We start from the raw sequence: 21,404 nt of genomic DNA on the forward strand, positions 1-21,404 counted from the left end.
CAACCCTGGGGAGCCAAGCAGTGCCACATCCGCCTTAAGAAAGATTTAGAGAGGCCCCGCCGCTCCTGCCGTCAAGCCGGGTGACGTAACGGAAAGCAAGGAAACTGTCGTTCAGGTAAACAAGGCGTATCGATCATTCCGCGGCCTGAAGTTCGGGCCGCGCCGGCGTACTCGACAGGCGTTCGAGCAGCCTTTGGCGTTCGCTCGAAGCCTTGTCGGCGCTGGCTCGACGGACGTGGCCGTAGCCGCGAATGAGGGCAGGCACCGAAGCCAATGCAGCAGCCGCATCGACCCTGGCCGGGGCCAGCGATCCGGCGATGAGCTCCAGATCCGCCTCGTACCGCGCCAGCAGCTGCCGCTCCATGCGCCGTTCGGCGGTGTAGCCGAACAGGTCGAAGGCGGTGCCGCGCAGGCCCTTCATCGCCGCCAGAACCCGAAAGCCCTTCATCATCCACGGACCGAAGCTTGATTTCCTCGGGCTGCCGTCATTGCCACGACGGCCCATGATCGGCGGAGCGAGGTGGAATTCGAGCTTTTCATAGCTCTGGAACTGTTTTCCAAGTTCGGCGACGAAAGAGCCGTCCGTGTAAAGACGCGCCACCTCGTATTCGTCCTTGATCGCCATCAGCTTGAACAGGTTCCTGGCGGCTGCCTGCGCCACCGCAGTCGAACCCGGCACGGCCTTCGCTTCGGCGGCGCGCAAAACGGCCAGCTTTTCGGCATAACGCTTGCCGTAGGCCGTATTCTGATAGGCGGTTAGGAAGGCGACGCGGCGGGCAATGATGTCGTCCAGCGTCTCGGCGATATCCGTGGCCTGGTCGGCCTTTCCAGCCACGGCCGGACCCGGCTGGGCAACGAGCCGGCGCACGAAATCCGGCTGATAGGCAGCACGACGTCCCCAGCGGAAAGCGGCGAGGTTCATCGCCACGGCTTCGCCGTTGAGCTCGATCGCCTTTTCGACGGCCTCGGCCGACAATGGCAGGCCGCCGTGCTGGAAGGCAAAGCCGAGCATGAACATGTTGGCGCCGAGCGAATTGCCGAAAAGTGCCGTGGCGGTGCGGGTGGCGTCGAAGAAATGCGCCTTGTCGTCGCCCGCTGCCGCGCGGATCGCCTTTTTCAGCCGCTCTGTCGGCAACGAAAAATCGGCCGAGCGGGCGAATTCGCCGGGCATGATCTCGGCGGTGTTGGCGACGAAGATGGTGTGGCCCTCGCGCACAGCGGTCAGCACCTTCTTGGCGCCCGACACGACGAGATCGCAGCCAAGCACCAGATCGGCCTTGCCGGCCGAAACGCGGATGGCATGGATGTCGTCCGGGGTGCGGGCGATGCGGACATGCGTGAACACCGAGCCACCCTTCTGGGCGAGGCCGGCCATGTCGATCATGCCGCAGCCCTTGTCCTCGAGATGCGCCGCCATGCCAAGCACCGCACCGACGGTGACGACGCCGGTGCCGCCGACGCCATCGATGATCGCCGCCCAGCCCTGCTCGCCAAGCGGGAATTGCGCCGGCACGGGCACGCCTTCCAGCGGATCGGCCTTGCCGGCAAGGCCCTCGGCCTTGCGGATCTTAGCGCCGTGCACGGTGACGAAGGACGGGCAGAAGCCGTTGACGCAGGAGAAATCCTTGTTGCAGCTCGACTGGTCGATCTTGCGCTTGCGGCCAAATTCGGTCTCGACCGGCTGGATCGAGACGCAGTTCGACTGCACGCCGCAATCGCCGCAGCCTTCGCAGACCAGTTCGTTGATGAAGACCCGCTTGTCGGGATCGGGGAAGGTGCCGCGCTTGCGGCGGCGGCGCTTTTCGGCGGCGCAGGTCTGGTCGTAGAGCAGCACCGAAACGCCCTTGACGTCGCGCAGCTCGCGCTGGACGAGATCGAGGTCGTCGCGGTGATGGATGGTGGCGCCGGCCGGGAATTCGGCCTTCCCGGCATATTTGCCGGGCTCATCGGTGACGATGGCGATGCGGTCGACGCCTTCGGCGCGCACCTGCCTGGCGATCATGTCGACGGTTAGGCCGCCTTCGTGCGGCTGGCCGCCGGTCATGGCGACGGCGTCGTTGTAGAGGATCTTGTAGGTGATGTTGGCGTCGCTCGACAGCGCGAAGCGGATCGCCAGCGTACCGGAATGGTTGTAGGTGCCGTCGCCAAGATTCTGGAAGATGTGCTCGCGCTTGGAGAACGGCGCCTGGCCGACCCATTGCGCGCCCTCGCCGCCCATGGCCGTGAAGCCGACGGTGTTGCGGTCCATCCACAGCGCCATGAAGTGACAACCGATGCCGGCCGCGGCGATAGAGCCGTCCGGCACCTTGGTGGACGAATTGTGCGGGCATCCGGAGCAGAAGAACGGCGTGCGCGAGCCGATGTCGGTGGCCTCGGTGAGCATTGCCTGGAACTGGCGCAGTTTTGCCACCCGCGCCGAAATCTCTGCGGACGGACCGATGGTCCTGACGATCCTCTCGCCAAGCGCGATGGCGATCTCGTTGGGATCGAGCGCGCCCTTGGCCGGAAACAGCCAGTCGCCGCGCTCGTCCTTCTTGCCGATAATGACCGGTTGGGTGGCAGTGCCATAAAGGCTTTCGCGCAACTGCACTTCGATCAGCGAGCGCTTCTCCTCGACGACGACAATGGTGTCGAGGCCGCGGGCGAAATCGGCGATGTGATGCAGGTCGAGCGGCCAGGGGCAGCCGACCTTGAACAGCCGCACGCCGATGCGGTTGGCGGCCGCCTCGTCGATGCCGATGTCGTCCAGCGCCTGGCGGACATCGAGATAGCTCTTGCCCAGCGTGATGATGCCGATCTTCGGATTGCGGCCGCCCGAATAGACGATGCGGTTCAGCCCGTTGGCATGGATGAAGGCGGAAGCCGCGGCGCGCTTATGCTCATGCAGCCGCTCCTCCTGGCCGAGCATGTCGATCTCGTGGCGGATGTTGAGACCGCCAGGCGGCATGTCGAACTCCGGCACGACGATGTTCAGCCGCTCGAGCGCGGCATCGACCGAGGCGGTCGATTCGATGTTGTCCTTGACGCATTTGATCGCCGCCCACGTGCCGGCAAAGCGCGACATGGCGAAGCCGTAGAGCCCGTAGTCGATGATCTCCTGGACGCCGGCCGGGTTGAGGATCGGCACCATCGTGTCGACGAACAGGAATTCGGTGGCGTGCGCATTGGTCGAGGATTCGGCCATATGGTCGTCGCCCATCAGAGCGAGCACGCCGCCATGCTTCGACGAGCCGGCGAGATTGGCATGGCGGAACACGTCGCCTGAGCGGTCAACGCCCGGCCCCTTGCCGTACCAGACCGAAAAGACACCGTCATGGGTGCCCTCGCCCAGCAGTTCCGTCTGCTGCGCGCCCCAGCAAGCGGTGGCGGCAAGCTCCTCGTTGAGACCCGGCTGGAAGACGATGTCAGCCTGGGCGAGCTGTTTCTTCGCCTTCCACAGCTGCATGTCGAGGCCGCCGAGCGGCGAACCGCGATAGCCGGAGACGAAGCCGGCCGTGTTCAAGCCCGCGCGACGGTCGCGCTCGCGCTGCATCAGCAGCATGCGAATGACCGCCTGCGCGCCAGACAGGAAGATGCGCTCCTTTGCGAGATCGAACTTGTCGTCGAGCGCGACGTCGTGCAGCGTCATCAGGCATTTCCTCTGCGGAGGCCACGCGGGGCAGGCAGCCAACGTCGGGGTCGGATGACGCATCCTTTCTCCCCTTGCAAGGCAGGTCAAACAAAATCGCAGATGCCAGGCAACGCGCAACGAACAGTCCGCGGCCATCCTGAATAGGGTATGAAACGATCCGCGGACATTGCCCGGCGCACGGAAATTTCAGCTGCGGCCCGGATAGCCGCGACGCGTCAGCCGCCCTTCGAGCAATCCGGCTTCGGTTCGCCCGGCAGCTTGCCGTCGGGATGGCCGACGAGATCGGGATTGGCGGTGTAGAGCTGATCGATGACCAGCGGCCGGTCGGGCAGGATCGACTGGTCTTCCGTCGACATCAGCGTGGTATCGATCTTCTGCAGGACCGCGCCGTCGGCGCCCTTGATGCTGATGGCAATCGCATAGGGCTTGTTCTTGACGACGCAGGTCAGTGCCGGGCTCTCCAGCGTCACCTTGTCGAGCTTCGGCCAGACCTTCTGCTCGACCACCAGAGGCACGCCGCCGGCGGGATCCTGGAAGCTGGCGACCGCGACCTGGCCCTCTCCCATCGGCTTCAGCGGCCGCAGGGTCACGACATAGGTCGCCCTTGCGAGGCGGTAGTTGAAGACGAATATCTTGCCGGAAATCTCGAACAGCTTCCCTTCGTCGCTGCCGGTATCGCGGCAGGCGCCGAGCGCAACGGCCGCGATGAGTGCCGCGCCGACAAGGATCGAACGGGAAAGGCCGCTACGCATTCCTGACCTCATTTTCCGCCATGCGACGGCGACGATAGTGACGGCTTGCCTTCTGCCTGTTGCCGCACACCGCCATGTCGCACCAAAGGCGGCTGGAATTGCGGCTTCTGTCGACGAACAGCCAGGTGCAGTTGGGACAGATCCTGAGCCTCGCGACGGTGTCGTCGCGCAGAAGGGACAGCGCCGAAACCGCCAGTGCCGCCTCGAAGGCGATCGGAGTCAGGGGATCACCGAAGGGCCTCCCCGGCGCACCGATCTCGGTCCGGCTGCCGGCAAGGCCATCGCCGCAGGCTCTCAGGAATCCGGGCAGATCAGTGGTGGCAACCGCGCCCTTCGACGCCGCACCACGAAACAGCCGGTCCGTCGCCTCGCGGATCGACAGCACGACGGGCGCGATCGCCACCGCCGAGGATACCGCCAGCGGCCTTTCGCCAAGTTCGGCGGCGCGAAAGCGGCTCGCCGCATCGGCGAAGCGGGCAATCTCGGCCGGGTCGTCGAAGCGATCGAACGTCCGCTCCGGATCGCCGCGCAGCACGACGGTGTTCGCCGTGTCGAGCGCAAGCAAGCCGCCGGTGAAGCGGTGCGGGGTCCAGGATACCGTCATGCCTAGAATCTAACCGATAAATCGCATTTGACAAGTTAGATTTAGCGATGCACCCTCACTCCGGGATGCGGTGATCTCCGCAGCCTTTTGAGCATGTCGTTGGCCAGAACCGCTTCGCACTTTTGGGCGGCATGCTTCGAGGTTTTGCATGCTCTATTTCTTCCAGCAGGTGTTGAACGGGCTGCATTCGGGCGCGCTCTATGCGCTGCTCGCCTTTGGCTATGTGCTGACCAACGGCATCCTGCACCGCACCAATCTCGCCTATGGCGCGTTGTTCGCCTTTTGCGGCCAGACGATGATCCTGACCGCGGCCTTCGGCTATCAGGTGCTGTGGCTGACGCTGCCTGCGGCGGTGGCGCTCGGCGTCGTCGCGGCTTTCCTCTATGCCGCGCTCGTCAGCCAGGTCCTGTCGCGCAGCGTCTTCGAGCCCCTGGCCGAACGCACACCCAACGCGGTCGTGGTGACGACGCTCGGTATCCTGCTGCTGTTGTCGGAAGCAAGCCGCATCGCCGCCGACACGCATGATCTGTGGCTCCCGCCGATGCTGGCGCAGCCTATCGTTTTCGCGCAGGGCGCGACCTTCAAGGCGACGCTGACGCTCATCCAGCTCATCGACTGTGCGGTGGTGCTGACGGCAATCGTGCTGGCCAGCTGGGCGTTTGCCCGGTCGAGCTTCGGCCGGCGCTGGCGTGCCGTCTCCGACGACCCCAAGGCAGCCGCGATGTGCGGCGTCGACGTACGCGCGGTGTTCCGGCACGCGGTGCTGTTCGGCGGCTTCTGCGCCGCGCTGGCCGGTGTGATGGCCGGGCTCTATTACGGCAATGTCAGCTTCGGCTCAGGCCTCGTCTACGGGCTGAAAATCCTATTCGTGACGGCGGTCGGCGGCTATCTCTCGCCACCGCGCGCAGCACTCGGCGCGGCCGCCTTCGGCATGGCCGAATCGCTGTGGGCCGGCTATTTCCCGGTCGAATGGCGCGACGCGTGGATGTATCTGTTCCTGGTCACGACGCTGATCCTGATCGGCGCCGGCCGCGACACCGGCAAAATCGCCTGAAAAGGTCAGACTTTGGTTGCATGACGCGAGGGCAGATCGCCGGTATCGGGCACTGTCTGCCATGCGATGATATTTGCTGCCTCTATGCTTGTTGACCCGTCAGTCCACGCGCGGCATACCGTTGGACCACGCGGCGTGACGGACAAAAAAGGGGGGAGCCGGCACGCCTCCGGTACAAGGGAGGAAATGCATGGCAGGGCTTCTTGCTCTATCCAGGACTATTGATCGCGCCAACGAATTCATCGGCAAATGGATATCGTGGCTGATCCTGCTGGCGATCCTGGTGAGCGCCGCCAACGCCATTATCCGCAAGGTGTTCGACATATCCTCGAACGCCTGGCTCGAGCTGCAATGGTACCTGTTCGGCGCCGCCTTCATGTTAGCCGCCGCCTATACGCTGAAGCAGAACGAACATATCCGCATCGACATCGTCTACGGCCTGTTTTCACGCCGCGTACAGCACTGGATCGACCTGCTCGGGCATCTCTTCTTCCTGATGCCGTTCGTGACGCTGATGGTGATCTATTTCGTGCCCTATGTGTCGCTGTCGTTTCGCAGCGGCGAGATGTCCAACAATTCCGGCGGGCTGATCATCTGGCCGGCCAAGGCCATCCTGCTCATCGGTTTTTTCCTGCTCGCGCTGCAGGGCATCTCCGAAATCATCAAGAAGATCGCCATCATGCGCGGAGACATGGACGACCCCAATCCCTTCATATCGGTGCATGAGCAGGCCGAACTCGAAGCCAAGGCGCTGGCCGACGAGGTGCGCTCGTGATGGAGTTCATCGCGCAGAACATGGCGCCGATCATGTTCGCCTCGCTGATCATCTTCCTGCTGATCGGCTACCCCGTCGCCTTTTCGCTGGCCGCCAACGGCTTGATGTTCTTCTTCATCGGCGTGCTGCTATCCCCCTATTCCGGAGGATCGATCAACCTCGCCTGGCCGCTCCTGCACGCATTGCCGGATAATTTCTACGGCAGCCGGGTGATGTCGAACGACACGCTGCTGGCCATCCCGTTCTTTACCTTCATGGGCATCGTGCTCGAGCGGTCGGGTATGGCCGAAGACCTGCTCGACACGATCGGCCAGCTGTTCGGGCCCATCCGAGGCGGCCTCGCCTATGCGGTGATCTTCGTCGGCGCGCTTTTGGCGGCGACCACCGGCGTGGTGGCGGCTTCCGTCATCGCCATGGGCCTGATCTCGCTGCCGATCATGCTGCGCTATGGCTACGACCGCCGGCTCGCATCCGGTGTCATTGCCGCCTCCGGCACGCTTGCCCAGATCATCCCGCCGTCGCTGGTGCTGATCGTGCTTGCCGACCAGCTCGGCCGCTCGGTCGGCGATATGTACGCGGGCGCGTTGATCCCGGGCCTCGTGCTCACCGGCCTCTATATGTCCTACATCCTGATCATGTCGATCATCCGGCCGAACTCGATGCCGGCGCTGCCGCTCGAGGCTCGTACACTCGGCCATGGCGTGATGTCGCTGCTGGTGGCTTTGCTGGTCACATCAGCGGTTTCCTACGCGGCGTATCGTTATCTGGCGCCGGCGCATGGCGACAATGCCGACATTCTCGGCGCGACGGCCGGAGTGCTGTTCATCTACATCGTCGCCATTGCCGACAAACGCCTGAACTTCAACATGATGTCCAGGCTCGCGCAGCAGGTGATCATCGTGCTGATCCCGCCACTGGCGCTGATCTTTCTGGTGCTGGGCACCATCTTCCTGGGCATCGCCACGCCGACCGAAGGCGGCGCCATGGGCTCGGTCGGCGCCTTGTTCATGGCGGCGGCCAAGGGGCGCTTGTCGCTTGACGTCGTCAAGCAGGCGCTGGCCTCGACGACAAGGCTGTCGTCCTTCGTGCTGTTCATCCTGATCGGCGCACGGGTGTTCTCACTGACCTTTTACGGCGTCAACGGCCATATCTGGGTCGAGCACCTTTTGACGTCGCTGCCGGGCGGCGAGGTCGGCTTCCTGATCGGCGTCAACATGCTCGTCTTCTTCCTCGCCTTCTTCCTCGACTTCTTCGAATTGGCGTTCATCATCGTACCACTGCTGGCGCCCGCCGCCGACAAGCTCGGCATCGACCTGATCTGGTTCGGCGTGCTTCTGGGCGTCAACATGCAGACCAGCTTCATGCACCCACCCTTCGGCTTCGCGCTGTTCTACCTGCGTTCGGTGGCTGCGCGCGTGCCCTATCTCGATCGTCTCACCGGCAAACAAATCGCGCCGGTGACCACCGGACAGATCTATTGGGGCGCGGTGCCCTTCGTCTGCATCCAGGTGATCATGATCGGGTTGACCATCGCCTTCCCGCAAATGGTGATGCACTACAAGGGAACGACCGTCGATCCGGGAACCATCGATTACAAGGTGCCGGAGGTGCCCGGCCTGTCACCGCTCGGCACGCCGCCGGCGGATGGAGCGGCGCCCGCTGGTGGCGGCACGGCGCCGGCAGCTCCCGACCTTTCGCAACCGCCCAGTTTCGGCGATCCGGCACCGGCAAAGCCGGCAGCGCCACAGCCCGACCTGTCGCAACCGCCAAGCTTCAACTGAACCGGCATGGTCAAAACCATGAAAGCGGTGCGGCTGGAAGCAGTGGGCGGCATCACGCTGCGCGAAGTCGACATGCCTGACATCGGTGCGGATGAGCTACTGGTGCGCATCGAAGCCTGCGGCGTCTGCGGCACGGATCGGCATCTGTTTCACGGCGAGTTTCCGTGCACGCCGCCGGTGACGCCCGGCCATGAGTTCTCCGGCATCGTCGAGGCGGTCGGAAAATCCGTCTCCGGCTTTGCCGTCGGCGACCGCGTCACCGGCGATCCCAACATCGCCTGCGGGCGTTGCGTGCATTGTCATGCCGGGCGGGTCAACCTCTGCAGCAATCTGCGCGCCATCGGCATTCATCGCGACGGCGGCTTTGCCGAATATCTTGCCTTGCCGCAGAAGCAGGCTTTCGTCCTGCCTGCGGGCCTCGATCCGATGCACGGTGCCTTCTGCGAGCCGCTCGGCTGTTGCCTGCATGGCGTCGACCTTGCCGGGATCAAACCAGGCAGCTCGGTGGTCGTGCTTGGCGGCGGCGTGATCGGCCTGCTCACCGTGCAGCTGGCAAGATTGGCGGGAGCCACGACCATCATCCTGTCGACCAGGCAAGCCTCGAGGCGCGCGCTCGCCAGGGATTTCGGCGCGACAGCGACGGTCGATCCGACTGCCGCCGATGTCGTCGACGCCATCGCCGGGCCAGCCGGCCTGGTGCCGGGCGGAGCCGACGTGGTGTTCGAATGCGCGGGCGTGCGAGAGACCGTCGAGCAGTCGATGCGGCTGGCCCGCGCCGGTGGCACGATCGTCATCGTCGGCGTGACGCCGCAAGGCATGAAAGCGGAATTCGAGCCGTTCGACCTGCTGTTTCGGGAACTGAAGGTGCTCGGTTCCTTCCTCAACCCCTACACCCATCGCCGCGCCGCCGAACTCATCGCTTCCGGTGCGATCGAGATCGACAGGCTGATCTCTAGCCAGGTGCCTCTCGAGGAAGCGGCAGCGGTTATCGCCAATCCGCCAGCGCCGGGCGAGGTCAAGGTGCTGGTGGTGCCAGACCGAAGCTAAGTCACCGGCTTCGCCTCCCGGTACCTGACAGAAAAGCTCCCTGAGCGGGTCCGCTCAGGGAGCTTTTGAAGTCCGAAGGTCTACAGCTTGCCGTTGCGCTGCTGCACCATCATGAAGGTGTCGTAATTGTATTCGGCCACCTGCGCCCAGAGATAATGCTCCTTGCGGAAGCCCTTGATCGATTCCCAGATCTTCTTGAACGGGGCGTTGGAGGCTTCCATTTCGGTATAGACCTCGTTGGCCTTTTCGAAGCAGGCAGCCATGATCTCCTGGCTGAACGGGCGCAGTTTCGCGCCGCCGGCCACCAGTCGCTTCACCGCCGCAGGGTTCAGATAATCGTATTTCTGCAGCATGTTGGCGTCGGCCGCCTGCGCGGCAGTGTGCAGCAGCGACTTGTACGTCGGCGAAAGTTCTTCGTACTTCGCCTTGTTGAACATCAGGTGGACGGTCGGGCCGCCCTCCCACCAGCCGGGATAGTAATAATAGGGCGCGACCTTGTAGAAGCCGAGCTTCTCGTCGTCATAGGGACCAACCCATTCGGCCGCGTCGATGGTGCCCTTCTCCAGCGCGGGATAGATATCACCGCCGGCGATCTGCTGCGGCACGACGCCGAGTTTCTGCACCACCTTGCCGGCAAAACCGCCGATTCGCATCTTGAGGCCGGAAAGGTCGGCCACCGTGTTGATTTCCTTGCGGAACCAGCCACCCATCTGGACGCCGGTGTTGCCGCCCGGCAGGCCGAAAAGGCCCTGCGTGGCGAGAAACTCGTTGAACAGGTCGATGCCGCCGCCATGGTAATGCCAGGCATTCATGCCGCGTGCGTTGAGCGAAAAGGGAACCGCCGCACCGAGCGCCCATGTGGGGTCCTTGCCCCAGTAATAATATGCCACCGTATGGCAGGCCTCGACCGTGCCGGCCGTGGTGGCGTCGGCGGCCTGCAGGCCAGGCACCAGCTCGCCGGCAGCAAAAACCTGGATCTGGAAATTGCCGTCGGTGGCTTCCGACAGCATCTTCGAGAACACCTCGGCGCCGCCATAGATGGTATCGAGCGACTTCGGGAAGGACGATGCCAGCCGCCATGTCACCTTGGGATTGGACTGGGCGATGGCAGGCGCCGCCAGCGTGGCCGCCGCCGCCGCGGCACCGACGCCGGTGACACCGGCCTTGCGAATGAATGAACGACGATCCATGAACTTCCTCCCTTTTGGATCAACAGGCCGACGTCAGGAAATCCTCGGTTTCCCTGTCGGTTCGTTCGAGACAATACACGGGCAAGAAGTCGAGTCCAGCAGGCCGACCCGATTTGACGGCGAAGCCCAGCTACCCTGCAACTATAGTCTAACAGGCCATTTCGTGGCCCATGCGACACGTTGAAACTTGGCATGGAAAAATGCCCGGCGATAGCCTATTTTGCAGGCAGGACATCCTTGCCCAGATGGAACATAGAGCCAAAATGCACCAGCCGCTCGTCGCCATATCGACCGACGTCCGTCAGTTCGACAACTACACCTGGCATGCAGCCCCACAACAATATCTGGAAGCGGCGATCACCGGCGCCGGCGTGTTTCCGGTGCTGGTGCCATCGTTCGGCGACCGGCTCGATTTCGACGAACTTCTGTCGTCGGTCGACGGCGTCATGGTCACCGGCTCGAAATCCAATGTGCACCCCTCGCTTTATGGCGGCGACGCCAGCGAAGCCAATGGCCCCTATGATCCGGCGCGCGACGCCACGACGCTGCCGCTCATCCGGCGGGCGATCGAACGCGGCGTGCCGCTGCTCGCCATCTGCCGCGGCATCCAGGAATTGAACGTGGCGCTGGGCGGCACGCTTGGCACCGAGATCCAGGAGCGCGAGGGTTCGCTCGACCACCGCGCGCCGGTGAGCGACAAGCAGGACGAACGCTTCGCCATCCACCAGACCATTTCGATCAAACCTGACAGTTGCCTGGCCGGCGTGTTCGGTGCCGGCGACATCAAGGTCAATTCGTTGCACCGCCAGGCGATCGACCGGCTCGGCTCGAAGCTGCAGGTCGAGGCCGTCGCCAGCGACGGCACGGTCGAGGCGGTTTCGGTGCGCGACGCCCGCGCCTTCGCCGTCGGCGTGCAATGGCACCCGGAATACTGGGTCAAGTCGGACAGCAATTCGGTGAAGATATTCCGTGCCTTCGGCGATGCGGTTCGGCTGCACGCCGCAGCGAAGGCTGGCGCACGGGCCGCAGCGGAATAATCAGTCGCCAGATTTCTTATCGCCTATGGCCGCCAGCGACAGCAGCGGCAGCGCTGGGGCATAGGATTCGTAGCCGTCGCCGTCGGCAGCCGCGAAGGTGACGATCGGATCGACGCCGTTGGCGCTGAAGGCGACCGTGCCGTCGTTTTGCTCGCGCCAGAACTTCGCCTGCTCTATGCCCGGCAAGAGCCGGCGGCATTTCGGAGCAACGGTGAGCAGCGACAAACCGTCCGAAATTTCAGCCCCGCGGCTGACTGCACAGACCGCCTCATCGCCATTGGCGACCGGCCTGTAGCTGTTGGACAGGGCGGCCTCGTTGGCCACGCTTTCCACGCTGCCGCCATGAAACAGCTGAATGCCACCAAACAGCGCTGCGGCAGCGATCAATGCGGAAAGTGCTTTCATCATTCTTCATCCACGTACACGGATAGGTTGAAGAATGATTCCAAAGGGTTAAGCTGACGTTAATAAGTGAGGCAGCCTCAAGCTCGCGCCTTGACTTCCGCCGTCTCGGGCACCGGGGTCAGCGGACGGCGCTCGGTGAACCAGGAGACCAGATTGTCGACGCAGAGATCCGCCATGGCGCGGCGGGTATGGTCCGAGGCCGAGCCGACATGCGGCAGTAGCGAGGTGTTGGGCGCATCGAGCAGCGCCTTGGGCACGTTCGGTTCGTCGGCAAAGACGTCGAGGCCGGCGGCGGCGATGGTGCCGGTGACAAGGGCTGCCGCAAGCGCTGCTTCGTCGACAGTGCTGCCACGGCCGATGTTGACGAAGACGCCGTTGGCGCCAAGCGCCGACAGGATCTCGGCATTGACCGCCTTCTCCGTCGAGGCGCCCCCCGGCGCCACCGAAATCAGCGTATCGACGGCTTCTGCAAGCCCTTTCAGGGTCGCATGATACTGGTAGGAAAGACCTTCGACACGGCGCCGGTTGTGGTAGGCGACCGGCAAGCCAAAAGCTTCCAGACGCCGGGCGATGGCCTGCCCGATGCGGCCCATGCCGAAAATACCCACACTGCGCCCGCGCAAGGTCAGCCGGCTCAGCGGATAGTTGCCCTTGCGCACCCAGCTGCCGTCGCGCAGCCAGGTTTCGGCGCGCGGCAAGTCGCGGATGGTGTTGATCAGCAGCCCGATCGTGGTGTCGGCGACCTCCTCGGTCAACACGTCGGGCGTGTTGGTGACCATGATGTTCTTCGCTCGGGCATGGACGACATCGACCGAATCATAGCCGACGCCGAAGGAGGCGATGAGTTCGAGGTTGGGCAATGCATCCATCATCGCCGCGTCGATGCCGGCAAACGAAGCGATGCCGCGCACATCACTGCGCATCTCGTCGGTGACGAGCGCCGGATCGGCGCGTTCGATTCTGACACGCCTGAACGTGCGGTTGATGCGGTCGACCGCATGGTCGTTGAAATCGCCCGGCACCAGGATGGCGACGGATTGCAGCTGTTCGGCCTTGGTCATACACGCTCCACCGGCTTGCCGGTCGACTGACGCACATGCAGTTCCGGCTTGATCAATTCCTGCGAGGGCCGCACCGTCTGGCCGTTGAGCTTGTCGAGCAGCGCGCTGGCGGCGCGGCGGCCAACCTCGCGCTGGCCGTTCCAGACAGTGGTCAGCGCCGGCGTCGCGATCGCCGCTTCCTCAAGGTCATCATAGCCGGTAACGGAGATGTCTACGCCGGGCACAAGGCCGGCACGGGCAATGCCGTTCATCAGGCCGATGGCGACAAGGTCGTTCCAGCAGCAGGCAGCCGTCGGTCTGTCCTTCAGCGCCAGGAACTGTCCGGCGGCCTCGAAGCCGGCCTGCTTGGTGCGTGGGCCGGCGATGCGCCATGACGGCCTGACTTCCAGCCCGGCCGCCTCCATCGCATTGACATAGCCCTGGTAGCGGTCACGGCCGGTCGAGGTCTGGTCGGTGCCGCCGATCATGGCGATGCGCTTGTGGCCGAGCGAGATCAGATGGTTGGTGGCGAGGCCTGTCCCATAAGAGTCGTCGCCGCGAAACACCGGCACGTCGGCACCCTCGACGGTGCGCGCGATCAGCACAGCGGGGAGGCCGTTCTCCTCGGCCATCAGGATGTCGGAAGCCGGCGTGCCTATCGCCGGCGACATGATGACGCCGTCGGCGCCGAGCTGCAAAAGCGTATCGATAAAGGTGCGCTGCTTTTCGAGCTGATCATAATGATTGGACAGGATGAAGGTCTGCCGGCTGCGGTCGAGCTCGCTTTCGATCGAGCGCAGGATCTCGGCGAAGAATGGGTTCATGATGTCGTGGACGACGACGCCGACAATGCCGGAACGCGAGGTGCGCAGGCTGGCGGCGCGTCGGTTGTAGATATAGCCGATGGCGCGGGCATGTTCCTTGATGCGGTCACGGGTGGTCCCGGCAACCAGAGGGCTGTCGCGCAGCGCCAGCGAGACCGTGGCCGTGGACACGCCGAGCGCATCCGCGATCGTCGAAAGCTTGATTTTTTGTGCCAGCGACGTGTGCTCCCCGGACCTGAACTTCCAGACCTAAACTGTTTAAAGGCGGCGTTATGCCACCGATCGGGGGCAAGTCAAAGTTTTTTTGCCAACGCTTCGGCCTCGACATCCGAGGCCGCGCGGCTCCGCAGCCGAAGCCTATGCTCGCGATGGACGATGTAGAGACCGCTGGCGACGATGATGGCGGCGCCGACCAATGTCCAGCGGTCGGGAAACTGCTTGAAGACGATCCAGCCGGAAATGATCATCCACACCATCTGCGAATAGGGATAGGGCGCCAAAGCCGTGGTTGTCGCCAGCCGGTAGGCCTGGACCAGCAGCCAGTGACCGACGCCGCCGAACACGCCGAGCATCAGCAGCACGAACCAGTGCCAGCCATCATGCGGCAGGGAAAACGAAAACGGCAGCAGGGGCAACAGCAGCAGCGCCGGCGCCAGCGCCGAAAACAGGATGAGGCTCTCCGATGTCTCGGTCGCCGACATGCGGCGCGTCATGATGACGTAGAAGCAGTTCGACAGCATCGAGCCGAGCGCGAAGAGATGTCCGATGCCGAAAACGCCGACGCCCGGCCGGGTGATGATGAGGACGCCGGCAAAGGCCGCCAGGATCGCCAGCCAGCGCCGCCAGCCGGCCCACTCGCCAAGCAGCGGACCGGCCAGCGCCGTGATCACCATCGGCCCGAAGAAATAGATCGAGGTTGTCTCGGCCAATTGCAGGGATTTGAGCGCCAGGACATTGAATATGGTCGATCCGAACAGGAACGCGCCACGCAAGATATGCGCCGGCAGATTGACCGGACGAAACCGCACCGGTTCGCGCCAGCCGCGCAGCAGCGCGCCGACCAGCACCACATGCACGGCAAAGCGCACCCAGGCAACGACCAGCACGGAAACGCCGGCAAGGACGAGGTATTTGCTTGATGTGTCGAGGAAGGTGAAGCAGACATAGGTGGAAAGCATGCACAGGATCGCCACCGGGGGCGTCGCGCTTTCTACATGTCTTTGGGGAGCACTCACTTGCAGGCCGGGTGGGAAGCTGGGCTGAAGCCCACCTTTGCGGGAATTGCCGGCTCCCGGCAAGGCAATTGTCGGCTGTCGCCACGCCAAAGCCGGCTGGCACAACAAGTGTCGGCGGCAGGCTTAGTCGATACCTTTGAAAGCTACGGGTGCATACGGGTGCCCTTGGTGATCTTGTCGACCAGCTTCTTCTCGGCGCGAAGCGCGATCCCGACCACCTTGGCGTCTTCAGGCGCGAATTCGGCGAAGACGGCGCGGTTGGCCGCGTCAAAGCCGGTCGAAAACATCTCCTCGACATAGAGCGAGGTGGTCACGCCGCGCTCCAGCGTGCGCCGGTGGATCGTGCCCAGCGTCGTCTGGTCGGCGGACAAAACGATGACCGGCTGGATCGACAGCGGGTTGTAGAGATTGCCGGCGCGGTCGTGATAGGGCTCGCCGATGATGTCGGGAAACTGGGCGACGATGCCGCTGGTCAGGAAAGCGGTGACGTTGAGTTTCTGCCAGACCGGCAGATCCTCCCGGAGCACGATTGCAAATTTCGTATCGAACATGAGACATTGGCCATTCGGTTGTGCCCCAGTGCGAGGCTGAAGGAGACGATGTCGCACGATCTAGACAGCCAGGCTTTCAAGGGTCTTGGACGTTTGTGCGTCGATGCGGCGGAAAACCGTATCATCTCCGCCCCCGATCCCGCAGGCATGGAGCGGATCGAGGCGCGCTTCCATGGCAGCGCGTTCGACCTGCATCGCCACGACACCTATGCGATCGGGGTGACGCTGCACGGTGTGCAGACGTTTCGCTATCTCGGCGCTGCGCGCCACAGCCTTCCGGGCCAGATCATCGTGCTGCATCCCGACGAGTTGCATGACGGCGGCGCCGGCACCGAGGACGGCCTGCGCTACCGAATGCTCTATCTGGAGCCGTCGCTGATGCTCGCCTGCCTAGGCGGCGCTTCGCTGCCTTTTGTCAGGGATGGCGTGGTGACGGACGCCGCCTTTTGCGCAACGCTGCTTTCGGCGCTGGGTCCGCTGGAGCAGGAACTCGACGAGTTGTTCGTCGACGACTTCCTGACGCAACTGATGCAAAGCCTGATCCGGCATGGCGGCCAGTCGGCGAAGCCAATGACCAGGACGGCGTGGCGGGCGGCTGCGCTGGCGCGCGACTATCTCACGGAAAACCTGAACCGGCCGGTGCGCTCCGGTGAACTGGAAGCGGTAACCGGGCTTGATCGCTATGCCTTGTCACGGCATTTCCGTGCCGCTTTCTCCACCAGTCCACATCGCTTCCTGGTGATGCGCCGGCTTCAGCGCGCGCGGCGGATGATCGCCGCCGGCGAACCATTAGCACAGATCGCGGTCGAAGCCGGCTTCAGCGACCAGAGCCATTTCATCAGGCAATTCAAGAAGGCGTTCGGCATGACACCGGGACGCTGGTCGTCGCTGATCCAGGGCTCTGCCGCGGCGGCCTGATCGCCTGCCGCGACAATCCGCCGGTCAGCCGTCCGATTCGGCGTCGTCGTCGATGAGCACCAGTTCCTCGTTCGAGAGGTTGGCCTCGATGCGGGCAAGCAGTTTGAACAGCGACTTCTGGTCCTTCTTGTCGAGGCCCTTCAGCGCCTGCTTTTCGGTCTTCTTCACCGATTTCTCGATGGCGTGGATGATGTCGCGACCGGTGTCGGTGAGGAAGATATGCGCCTGACGGGCATCGGCCGACGAAGCGCGCTTCTCCAGAAAACCCTGCGCCTGCAGCCGGTTGATAGTCTTGGTGATGGTCGGCGGGCGCACGCCGAGGCGTCCGGCCAGATTGCCAGGCGTCTGGCCGTCCTCACGGTCGAGCGACAGCATGATCTGGTCCTGGCCGGCATAGAAGCCGTGCGCCAGAAGCCGCGCCGCCAGCGCCGTTCTTGCCAGCCTTGCCGCCGAATGCAGCCGGCTCATTGTCGCAGTCTTGTCCGCCTTGGCCATGGTCTTCCCTCTTCGGCCGTACCGGTGCGGGCAGCATAGAGGCAGCCGGCCGGTTGGCAATCGACGATCAAAAAGATTCCGGTGCTTCAAACAGCTTTGCCGGCAAGCATTGTGGTCCGCCGTGGCTAATGCCAGATGTTTATTTCAGTTAGATGACAAACGAATTCCCCGTCGGAGTTTTCGTCGCCAGCAGGGTGGTGGCGTGACCGCCGCTCAGCCAGGCTTCACCGCTACGATCATCAGCGCCTGATTGGCATCCTCCAGCTCGCGCAGCGCGGCCTGCGATTGCGGTCCGGCCTGCCTGGCTATGCCGTCCGCGGCATTCGAGGTGTCGCGCTTGCCCGGCCGGTCGTTGTAAGGGTGCGACCGTGGTGAAAATCTGCTCGCTGAGGCTGTCGGGGAAGAACAACTGTCCGGTCATCACCGAACTGTCGTTAGGGAAGATCTTGAAATGGATATGGGTGGTGCGGCCGCGATACCAGCCGGGATAGATGGTGGCGAAGGAAACGATGCCGCTCGCGTCGGTCCTTTGCCAACCACGCAGGAAGGTCCGGCCCGACGTGTCGACGTCGCGGTCGTCACCCTGTCTGGGATAGCCGGAATAGGCGCCTTGCGCGTCGCAATGCCAGATGTCGACGCGGGCGCCGGCAAGTGGGCGGCAGTCCGCGTCGACAACCTGCAGCCGAACGCCAAGGGCTATGCCCTTCTTGCCTTCGGTGACGTCCGCACGTTCGAGTTTCGGGTCGAAATAGAACGGCCCCTCGGTCACTTCAGGCGTAATGGTGCAGACACCGGCGCCGTTTTCGAACAAGGCCAGTCCGGCATAGGGTAAAGTCTGGTCTGCAATCGCGGCGGCGGGCAGGAAGGCACCACCGCCGGCGGTGACCGCGATCAAACCGAGCGCCTGGCGCCGGCTCATTGAGAAGGAGGATGGCTTGCCGGACATATCTTGCCTCTCGAATTGGCCTCTCGTATCCTGATCTAAGCGGTCACAGCGGCTCTCGCCAATGAAAATTCAGCAATGTCGGCAAGCCGGTTTGGCCCATCGGTTTGCCCCGTGCAAAAGCCCGACACACACCCTATATGGAGCCGACATTCCCTTTTTCTCAGGCCGAATTTTCGAGGCCCAGCACTTTCGAGGCAAGCCATGAGCGACGCACAGACGCAGATCCCCGTAACCGTTCTCACCGGCTATCTCGGCGCCGGCAAGACGACGCTGCTCAACCGCATCCTGTCGGAAAACCACGGCAAGCGCTACGCCGTTATCGTCAACGAATTCGGCGAAATCGGCATCGACAATGATCTGATCGTGGAATCCGACGAGGAAATCTACGAGATGAACAATGGCTGCATCTGCTGCACGGTGCGCGGCGACCTGATCCGTGTCGTCGAGGGCCTGATGCGCCGGCCAGGCCGCTTCGACGCCATCGTGGTCGAGACCACCGGGCTCGCCGATCCGGTGCCGGTGGCGCAGACCTTCTTCATGGACGACGACGTGCGCTCCAAGACCAGGCTTGACGCGGTGGTGGCGCTGGTCGACGCCAAGCACCTGCCGTTGCGGCTCAAGGATTCCAGGGAAGCCGAGGACCAGATCGCCTTCGCCGACGTCGTCGTGCTCAACAAGACCGACCTCGTCACATCAGAAGAGCTCGCCAAGGTCGAGGCGACGATCCGCGCCATCAATCCGGCGGCGAAGATCCATCGCACGACGCGAGCCGGCGTCGACCTGACCGAAGTGCTCGACCGCGGGGCCTTCGACCTGTCGAGGGCACTGGAAAACGATCCGCACTTCCTCGAGGCGCATGAGGATCACCACCATCACGACCACGATCATGACGGCCACGATCATCACCATCATGATCATGACGGGCACCACCATCACGACCATGCGTCCGACATCCATGACGTGACAGTGCAGTCGGTGTCGCTGCGCGGTGGCGAGATGGACCCGAAGAAATTCTTCCCGTGGATCGAGAAGATCACCCAGATGGAAGGTCCCAACATCCTGCGGCTGAAAGGCATCATCGCGCTCAAGGGCGACGACGAGCGCTATGTCATCCAGGGTGTCCACATGATCATCGAGGGCGACCACCAGCGCGCCTGGAAGGACGGCGAGAAACATGAGAGCCGGCTAGTGTTCATCGGCCGTGAACTCGACGCCGAGCGGCTGAAGAAGAGCTTTGACGCCTGCCAGGCGTAATTTTGCTCGGGTAGGAACAAGTGATGCCTAGATCGACCGATAGCATGACTGAGCATGAAGCCCAGCCCGCGATCGATGCCGCCGAGGTAGTGAGGGTGTCCGCCACCGATTTCGTGCGTATCCTCGATCTGCTGGAACGCCCGCCGAAGCCCAACGCCAAGCTACGCAAAGTGATAGCGGCGTTGCCAAACACACTGTAACGGCACCCGCTTAACGCGAGGAGTCGATCGCGAAACAGCGCGATCGAACATCCTTCGATGGCAACCCTTATGGTTGCCGGAACCGCAAACGTCGAGTAAGCCGCCGGGTTGTCTCTGCAATCTCGTCTAGGTGAATAAAGATAACCATGCCAACCGTCGCCCCGCTTGATCTCCAGGGACATTGCATCGCCGCCGTCTTTCTCGGCGACGTGCCGCATTTTGCGATGGCCGACGGCGCCGTCCATCGGCTCGACCATGGCCACAAGACAGTTCAGGCCAATGACGGGGTGCTTGCCGCCTTCCATGATGCAGCCAATGACCGGCTGATCACCGGCGGCGAGGACGGCAAGGTGTTTGCCGTGAAGGCGGGCGGCGAGGTCACCGAATTGGCAAGCGCGGCCAAGAAGTGGATCACCAGCGTTGCCGCCGGGCCGCAAGGCGCCATCGCCTATGCCTCAGGCAAGACCGCCTTCGTGCGCTTCGCCGACGGCAAGACCAGGGAATTCGTCCATCCGCGTTCGGTGGAGGGGCTGGCCTTCTCGCCCAAGGGCATGCGCTTCGGCGTTGCCCGCTACAATGGCGCGACGCTGCATTTCCCCGCGGTCGAGGGCAAGCCGGTGGAACTCGAATGGGCCGGTGCCCACACCGGCGTCACCTTCTCTCCCGATGGCGCCTTCCTCGTCACCACCATGCAGGAAAACGCGCTGCACGGCTGGAAGCTCGCCGACGGCAAGCACATGCGCATGACCGGCTATCCCGGCAAGGTCAAAAGCCTGTCGTGGAGTGTGAAGGGCAAGTGGCTGGCGAGTTCCGGCGCGCCGGCGGCGATCGTCTGGCCGTTTTCCGGCAAGGACGGCCCGATGGGCAAGGCGCCGCTGGAGCTCGGCACGCGCGGCAACGCCATGGTGACGGCTGTCGCCTGCCACCCGAGCCAGGATGTCGTTGCCGTCGGCTATGATGACGGCATGGTGATGGCGGTGCGTTTTGCCGACGCCAAGGAAGTGCTGTTGCGACGGCCGGGCAAGGGCGCCGTCACCTCGATGATGTGGGACAAGGAAGAACGCCGGGTCGCCTTCGGTAGTGCCGCCGGCGATTGCGGCGTCATCGATATCACGGCCTGACCCCGCTCACTCCGCTCCGCACGACACTTTGCCGCTGATTTCAACCGGTTTGCCGTCCTGGTCCGTATCCGCCGCGGCGTCGTAGACGGCGAGCGTATAGTTCCCGTCGTAGACGCCTTCGTCGCTGGTCTTGGTCAGGATCGTCAGTTCAACTGAGTTGATCTTTTGCGCGGCCTCGTGCTCACGATAGATGTTCAGCCGCAATTCCTTGCCGTCGAGCCAGTACTGCGTCAGGTTGGAATCCTCGAACACGGTCTTGCGCAGGCTGTCGCCGGCAGGCCGGCTCAGAATTTCGAGGTTGCCGCGAAAGTTGAAGGTCGGCCCGCCCATGCCTCTGGTGACGCCTGCCTCGACCTCGAATATCGCCGCCGTGTCCTCGGTGGAGCACCAGATGCCACCCGACGCGAAGGCAGCGCCAGCCGACGACAGAAGCATTGCCACACACATGATCGTTCTCATTTTGCCCCTCCACCTCAAATCCCGCTCATATTGGCGCTGACTTCGGCAGCACGGTCAAGCGCCGCTGCCAAAGGCTGAGCCAACG

Annotated in this window: 21 protein-coding genes; 9 read left to right on the forward strand and 12 right to left on the reverse strand. The window is 63.5% G+C overall.

What is annotated here, in order from left to right; translation table 11 throughout:
- Window positions 1-133: 133 nt before the first annotated feature.
- The 3 genes from NKI99_RS18160 to NKI99_RS18170 form a co-directional block, all read right to left on the reverse strand.
- Complete coding sequence (locus NKI99_RS18160) at window positions 134-3,628, reverse strand: indolepyruvate ferredoxin oxidoreductase family protein (protein WP_352611590.1); 3,495 nt, start codon at window positions 3,626-3,628, stop codon at window positions 134-136.
- 218 nt (window positions 3,629-3,846) lie between these two features.
- Entirely contained in the window at window positions 3,847-4,383 is a 537-nt protein-coding gene (locus NKI99_RS18165; protein ID WP_352611591.1) for a hypothetical protein, read from the reverse strand.
- Entirely contained in the window at window positions 4,376-4,987 is a 612-nt protein-coding gene (locus NKI99_RS18170) for a CGNR zinc finger domain-containing protein (protein ID WP_352611592.1), read from the reverse strand. The genes NKI99_RS18165 and NKI99_RS18170 overlap by 8 nt, the downstream gene beginning before the upstream one ends.
- A 148-nt stretch (window positions 4,988-5,135) precedes the next feature.
- On the opposite strand from NKI99_RS18170, the gene NKI99_RS18175 reads away from it, so the two are divergent.
- The 4 genes from NKI99_RS18175 to NKI99_RS18190 all read left to right on the forward strand — a co-directional run bounded on the left by NKI99_RS18175 (window position 5,136) and on the right by NKI99_RS18190 (window position 9,644).
- On the forward strand, window positions 5,136-6,041 hold the full coding sequence (locus NKI99_RS18175) for a branched-chain amino acid ABC transporter permease (protein WP_352611593.1): 906 nt from the start codon (window positions 5,136-5,138) through the stop codon (window positions 6,039-6,041).
- 190 nt (window positions 6,042-6,231) lie between these two features.
- Window positions 6,232-6,816 carry a TRAP transporter small permease subunit gene (locus tag NKI99_RS18180; RefSeq protein WP_127412900.1) on the forward strand — a complete coding sequence of 195 codons (585 nt, stop codon included), beginning with the start codon at window positions 6,232-6,234 and terminating at the stop codon, window positions 6,814-6,816.
- Window positions 6,816-8,597, forward strand: coding sequence for a TRAP transporter large permease (locus NKI99_RS18185; RefSeq protein WP_027039851.1), 1,782 nt, complete (start codon window positions 6,816-6,818; stop codon window positions 8,595-8,597). The genes NKI99_RS18180 and NKI99_RS18185 overlap by 1 nt, the downstream gene beginning before the upstream one ends.
- Before the next feature lie 18 nt (window positions 8,598-8,615).
- The gene (locus tag NKI99_RS18190) at window positions 8,616-9,644 is read left to right on the forward strand and encodes a zinc-dependent alcohol dehydrogenase family protein (protein ID WP_352611637.1); all 1,029 of its coding nucleotides are present in this window, start codon (window positions 8,616-8,618) and stop codon (window positions 9,642-9,644) included.
- Between the two features lie 80 nt (window positions 9,645-9,724).
- On the opposite strand, the gene NKI99_RS18195 is transcribed toward NKI99_RS18190, so the two are convergent.
- Window positions 9,725-10,834 carry a TRAP transporter substrate-binding protein gene (locus NKI99_RS18195; RefSeq protein ID WP_013528215.1) on the reverse strand — a complete coding sequence of 370 codons (1,110 nt, stop codon included), beginning with the start codon at window positions 10,832-10,834 and terminating at the stop codon, window positions 9,725-9,727.
- 263 nt (window positions 10,835-11,097) lie between these two features.
- On the opposite strand from NKI99_RS18195, the gene NKI99_RS18200 reads away from it, so the two are divergent.
- The gene (locus NKI99_RS18200) at window positions 11,098-11,871 is read left to right on the forward strand and encodes a gamma-glutamyl-gamma-aminobutyrate hydrolase family protein (protein ID WP_128302787.1); all 774 of its coding nucleotides are present in this window, start codon (window positions 11,098-11,100) and stop codon (window positions 11,869-11,871) included.
- Here NKI99_RS18200 and NKI99_RS18205 read toward each other — a convergent pair whose 3' ends face one another.
- The 5 genes from NKI99_RS18205 to NKI99_RS18225 form a co-directional block, all read right to left on the reverse strand.
- Window positions 11,872-12,276 carry a hypothetical protein gene (locus NKI99_RS18205; protein ID WP_352611638.1) on the reverse strand — a complete coding sequence of 135 codons (405 nt, stop codon included), beginning with the start codon at window positions 12,274-12,276 and terminating at the stop codon, window positions 11,872-11,874.
- Between the two features lie 77 nt (window positions 12,277-12,353).
- Window positions 12,354-13,337 (reverse strand): 2-hydroxyacid dehydrogenase, encoded by a 984-nt coding sequence (locus NKI99_RS18210; protein ID WP_023813607.1) that lies wholly within the window; start codon window positions 13,335-13,337, stop codon window positions 12,354-12,356.
- On the reverse strand, window positions 13,334-14,356 hold the full coding sequence (locus NKI99_RS18215; RefSeq protein WP_128302785.1) for a LacI family DNA-binding transcriptional regulator: 1,023 nt from the start codon (window positions 14,354-14,356) through the stop codon (window positions 13,334-13,336). Before NKI99_RS18215 ends, NKI99_RS18210 begins: the two co-directional genes overlap by 4 nt.
- A 77-nt stretch (window positions 14,357-14,433) precedes the next feature.
- Complete coding sequence (locus NKI99_RS18220) at window positions 14,434-15,318, reverse strand: DMT family transporter (RefSeq protein ID WP_032909476.1); 885 nt, start codon at window positions 15,316-15,318, stop codon at window positions 14,434-14,436.
- A gap of 200 nt (window positions 15,319-15,518) precedes the next feature.
- Entirely contained in the window at window positions 15,519-15,926 is a 408-nt protein-coding gene (locus NKI99_RS18225) for a DUF2000 family protein (RefSeq protein ID WP_127289754.1), read from the reverse strand.
- A 48-nt stretch (window positions 15,927-15,974) separates the two neighbouring features.
- Between NKI99_RS18225 and NKI99_RS18230 the strand changes: the two genes are divergently transcribed.
- Window positions 15,975-16,844, forward strand: a complete 870-nt coding sequence (locus NKI99_RS18230) for an AraC family transcriptional regulator (protein WP_352611594.1) — start codon at window positions 15,975-15,977, stop codon at window positions 16,842-16,844.
- Window positions 16,845-16,868: 24 nt separating this feature from the next.
- Here NKI99_RS18230 and NKI99_RS18235 read toward each other — a convergent pair whose 3' ends face one another.
- Both NKI99_RS18235 and NKI99_RS18240 read right to left on the reverse strand, forming a co-directional pair.
- The gene (locus NKI99_RS18235) at window positions 16,869-17,339 is read right to left on the reverse strand and encodes a MarR family winged helix-turn-helix transcriptional regulator (RefSeq protein ID WP_352442660.1); all 471 of its coding nucleotides are present in this window, start codon (window positions 17,337-17,339) and stop codon (window positions 16,869-16,871) included.
- 148 nt (window positions 17,340-17,487) lie between these two features.
- Window positions 17,488-18,285, reverse strand: a complete 798-nt coding sequence (locus NKI99_RS18240; protein ID WP_352611595.1) for an intradiol ring-cleavage dioxygenase — start codon at window positions 18,283-18,285, stop codon at window positions 17,488-17,490.
- A gap of 201 nt (window positions 18,286-18,486) precedes the next feature.
- On the opposite strand from NKI99_RS18240, the gene NKI99_RS18245 reads away from it, so the two are divergent.
- From NKI99_RS18245 to NKI99_RS18255, 3 genes are all read left to right on the forward strand, one after another.
- Window positions 18,487-19,539 (forward strand): CobW family GTP-binding protein, encoded by a 1,053-nt coding sequence (locus tag NKI99_RS18245; protein ID WP_352611596.1) that lies wholly within the window; start codon window positions 18,487-18,489, stop codon window positions 19,537-19,539.
- A gap of 44 nt (window positions 19,540-19,583) precedes the next feature.
- The gene (locus NKI99_RS18250) at window positions 19,584-19,739 is read left to right on the forward strand and encodes a type II toxin -antitoxin system TacA 1-like antitoxin (RefSeq protein ID WP_502895800.1); all 156 of its coding nucleotides are present in this window, start codon (window positions 19,584-19,586) and stop codon (window positions 19,737-19,739) included.
- A 146-nt stretch (window positions 19,740-19,885) separates the two neighbouring features.
- Window positions 19,886-20,860, forward strand: a complete 975-nt coding sequence (locus NKI99_RS18255; protein ID WP_352611597.1) for a WD40 repeat domain-containing protein — start codon at window positions 19,886-19,888, stop codon at window positions 20,858-20,860.
- A gap of 6 nt (window positions 20,861-20,866) precedes the next feature.
- Here NKI99_RS18255 and NKI99_RS18260 read toward each other — a convergent pair whose 3' ends face one another.
- Window positions 20,867-21,319, reverse strand: a complete 453-nt coding sequence (locus tag NKI99_RS18260; protein WP_352611598.1) for a hypothetical protein — start codon at window positions 21,317-21,319, stop codon at window positions 20,867-20,869.
- Between the last annotated feature and the right edge of the window lie 85 nt (window positions 21,320-21,404).

This window comes from Mesorhizobium sp. M0239, assembly GCF_040321815.1.
Lineage (GTDB): Bacteria > Pseudomonadota > Alphaproteobacteria > Rhizobiales > Rhizobiaceae > Mesorhizobium.

What these genes read in the sequence shown, in the direction of transcription:
- NKI99_RS18220 (WP_032909476.1), bottom strand. Translation starts at nt 15,318, where the DNA reads ATGCTTTCCACCTATGTCTGCTTCACCTTCCTCGACACATCAAGCAAA.
- NKI99_RS18175 (WP_352611593.1), top strand. Translation starts at nt 5,136, where the DNA reads ATGCTCTATTTCTTCCAGCAGGTGTTGAACGGGCTGCATTCGGGCGCG.
- NKI99_RS18235 (WP_352442660.1), bottom strand. Translation starts at nt 17,339, where the DNA reads ATGGCCAAGGCGGACAAGACTGCGACAATGAGCCGGCTGCATTCGGCG.
- NKI99_RS18240 (WP_352611595.1), bottom strand. Translation starts at nt 18,285, where the DNA reads ATGTCCGGCAAGCCATCCTCCTTCTCAATGAGCCGGCGCCAGGCGCTC.
- NKI99_RS18210 (WP_023813607.1), bottom strand. Translation starts at nt 13,337, where the DNA reads ATGACCAAGGCCGAACAGCTGCAATCCGTCGCCATCCTGGTGCCGGGC.
- NKI99_RS18260 (WP_352611598.1), bottom strand. Translation starts at nt 21,319, where the DNA reads ATGAGAACGATCATGTGTGTGGCAATGCTTCTGTCGTCGGCTGGCGCT.
- NKI99_RS18165 (WP_352611591.1), bottom strand. Translation starts at nt 4,383, where the DNA reads ATGCGTAGCGGCCTTTCCCGTTCGATCCTTGTCGGCGCGGCACTCATC.
- NKI99_RS18170 (WP_352611592.1), bottom strand. Translation starts at nt 4,987, where the DNA reads ATGACGGTATCCTGGACCCCGCACCGCTTCACCGGCGGCTTGCTTGCG.
- NKI99_RS18190 (WP_352611637.1), top strand. Translation starts at nt 8,616, where the DNA reads ATGAAAGCGGTGCGGCTGGAAGCAGTGGGCGGCATCACGCTGCGCGAA.
- NKI99_RS18205 (WP_352611638.1), bottom strand. Translation starts at nt 12,276, where the DNA reads ATGAAAGCACTTTCCGCATTGATCGCTGCCGCAGCGCTGTTTGGTGGC.
- NKI99_RS18185 (WP_027039851.1), top strand. Translation starts at nt 6,816, where the DNA reads ATGGAGTTCATCGCGCAGAACATGGCGCCGATCATGTTCGCCTCGCTG.
- NKI99_RS18200 (WP_128302787.1), top strand. Translation starts at nt 11,098, where the DNA reads ATGCACCAGCCGCTCGTCGCCATATCGACCGACGTCCGTCAGTTCGAC.
- NKI99_RS18250 (WP_502895800.1), top strand. Translation starts at nt 19,584, where the DNA reads ATGACTGAGCATGAAGCCCAGCCCGCGATCGATGCCGCCGAGGTAGTG.
- NKI99_RS18160 (WP_352611590.1), bottom strand. Translation starts at nt 3,628, where the DNA reads ATGACGCTGCACGACGTCGCGCTCGACGACAAGTTCGATCTCGCAAAG.
- NKI99_RS18180 (WP_127412900.1), top strand. Translation starts at nt 6,232, where the DNA reads ATGGCAGGGCTTCTTGCTCTATCCAGGACTATTGATCGCGCCAACGAA.
- NKI99_RS18245 (WP_352611596.1), top strand. Translation starts at nt 18,487, where the DNA reads ATGAGCGACGCACAGACGCAGATCCCCGTAACCGTTCTCACCGGCTAT.
- NKI99_RS18225 (WP_127289754.1), bottom strand. Translation starts at nt 15,926, where the DNA reads ATGTTCGATACGAAATTTGCAATCGTGCTCCGGGAGGATCTGCCGGTC.
- NKI99_RS18230 (WP_352611594.1), top strand. Translation starts at nt 15,975, where the DNA reads ATGTCGCACGATCTAGACAGCCAGGCTTTCAAGGGTCTTGGACGTTTG.
- NKI99_RS18195 (WP_013528215.1), bottom strand. Translation starts at nt 10,834, where the DNA reads ATGGATCGTCGTTCATTCATTCGCAAGGCCGGTGTCACCGGCGTCGGT.
- NKI99_RS18255 (WP_352611597.1), top strand. Translation starts at nt 19,886, where the DNA reads ATGCCAACCGTCGCCCCGCTTGATCTCCAGGGACATTGCATCGCCGCC.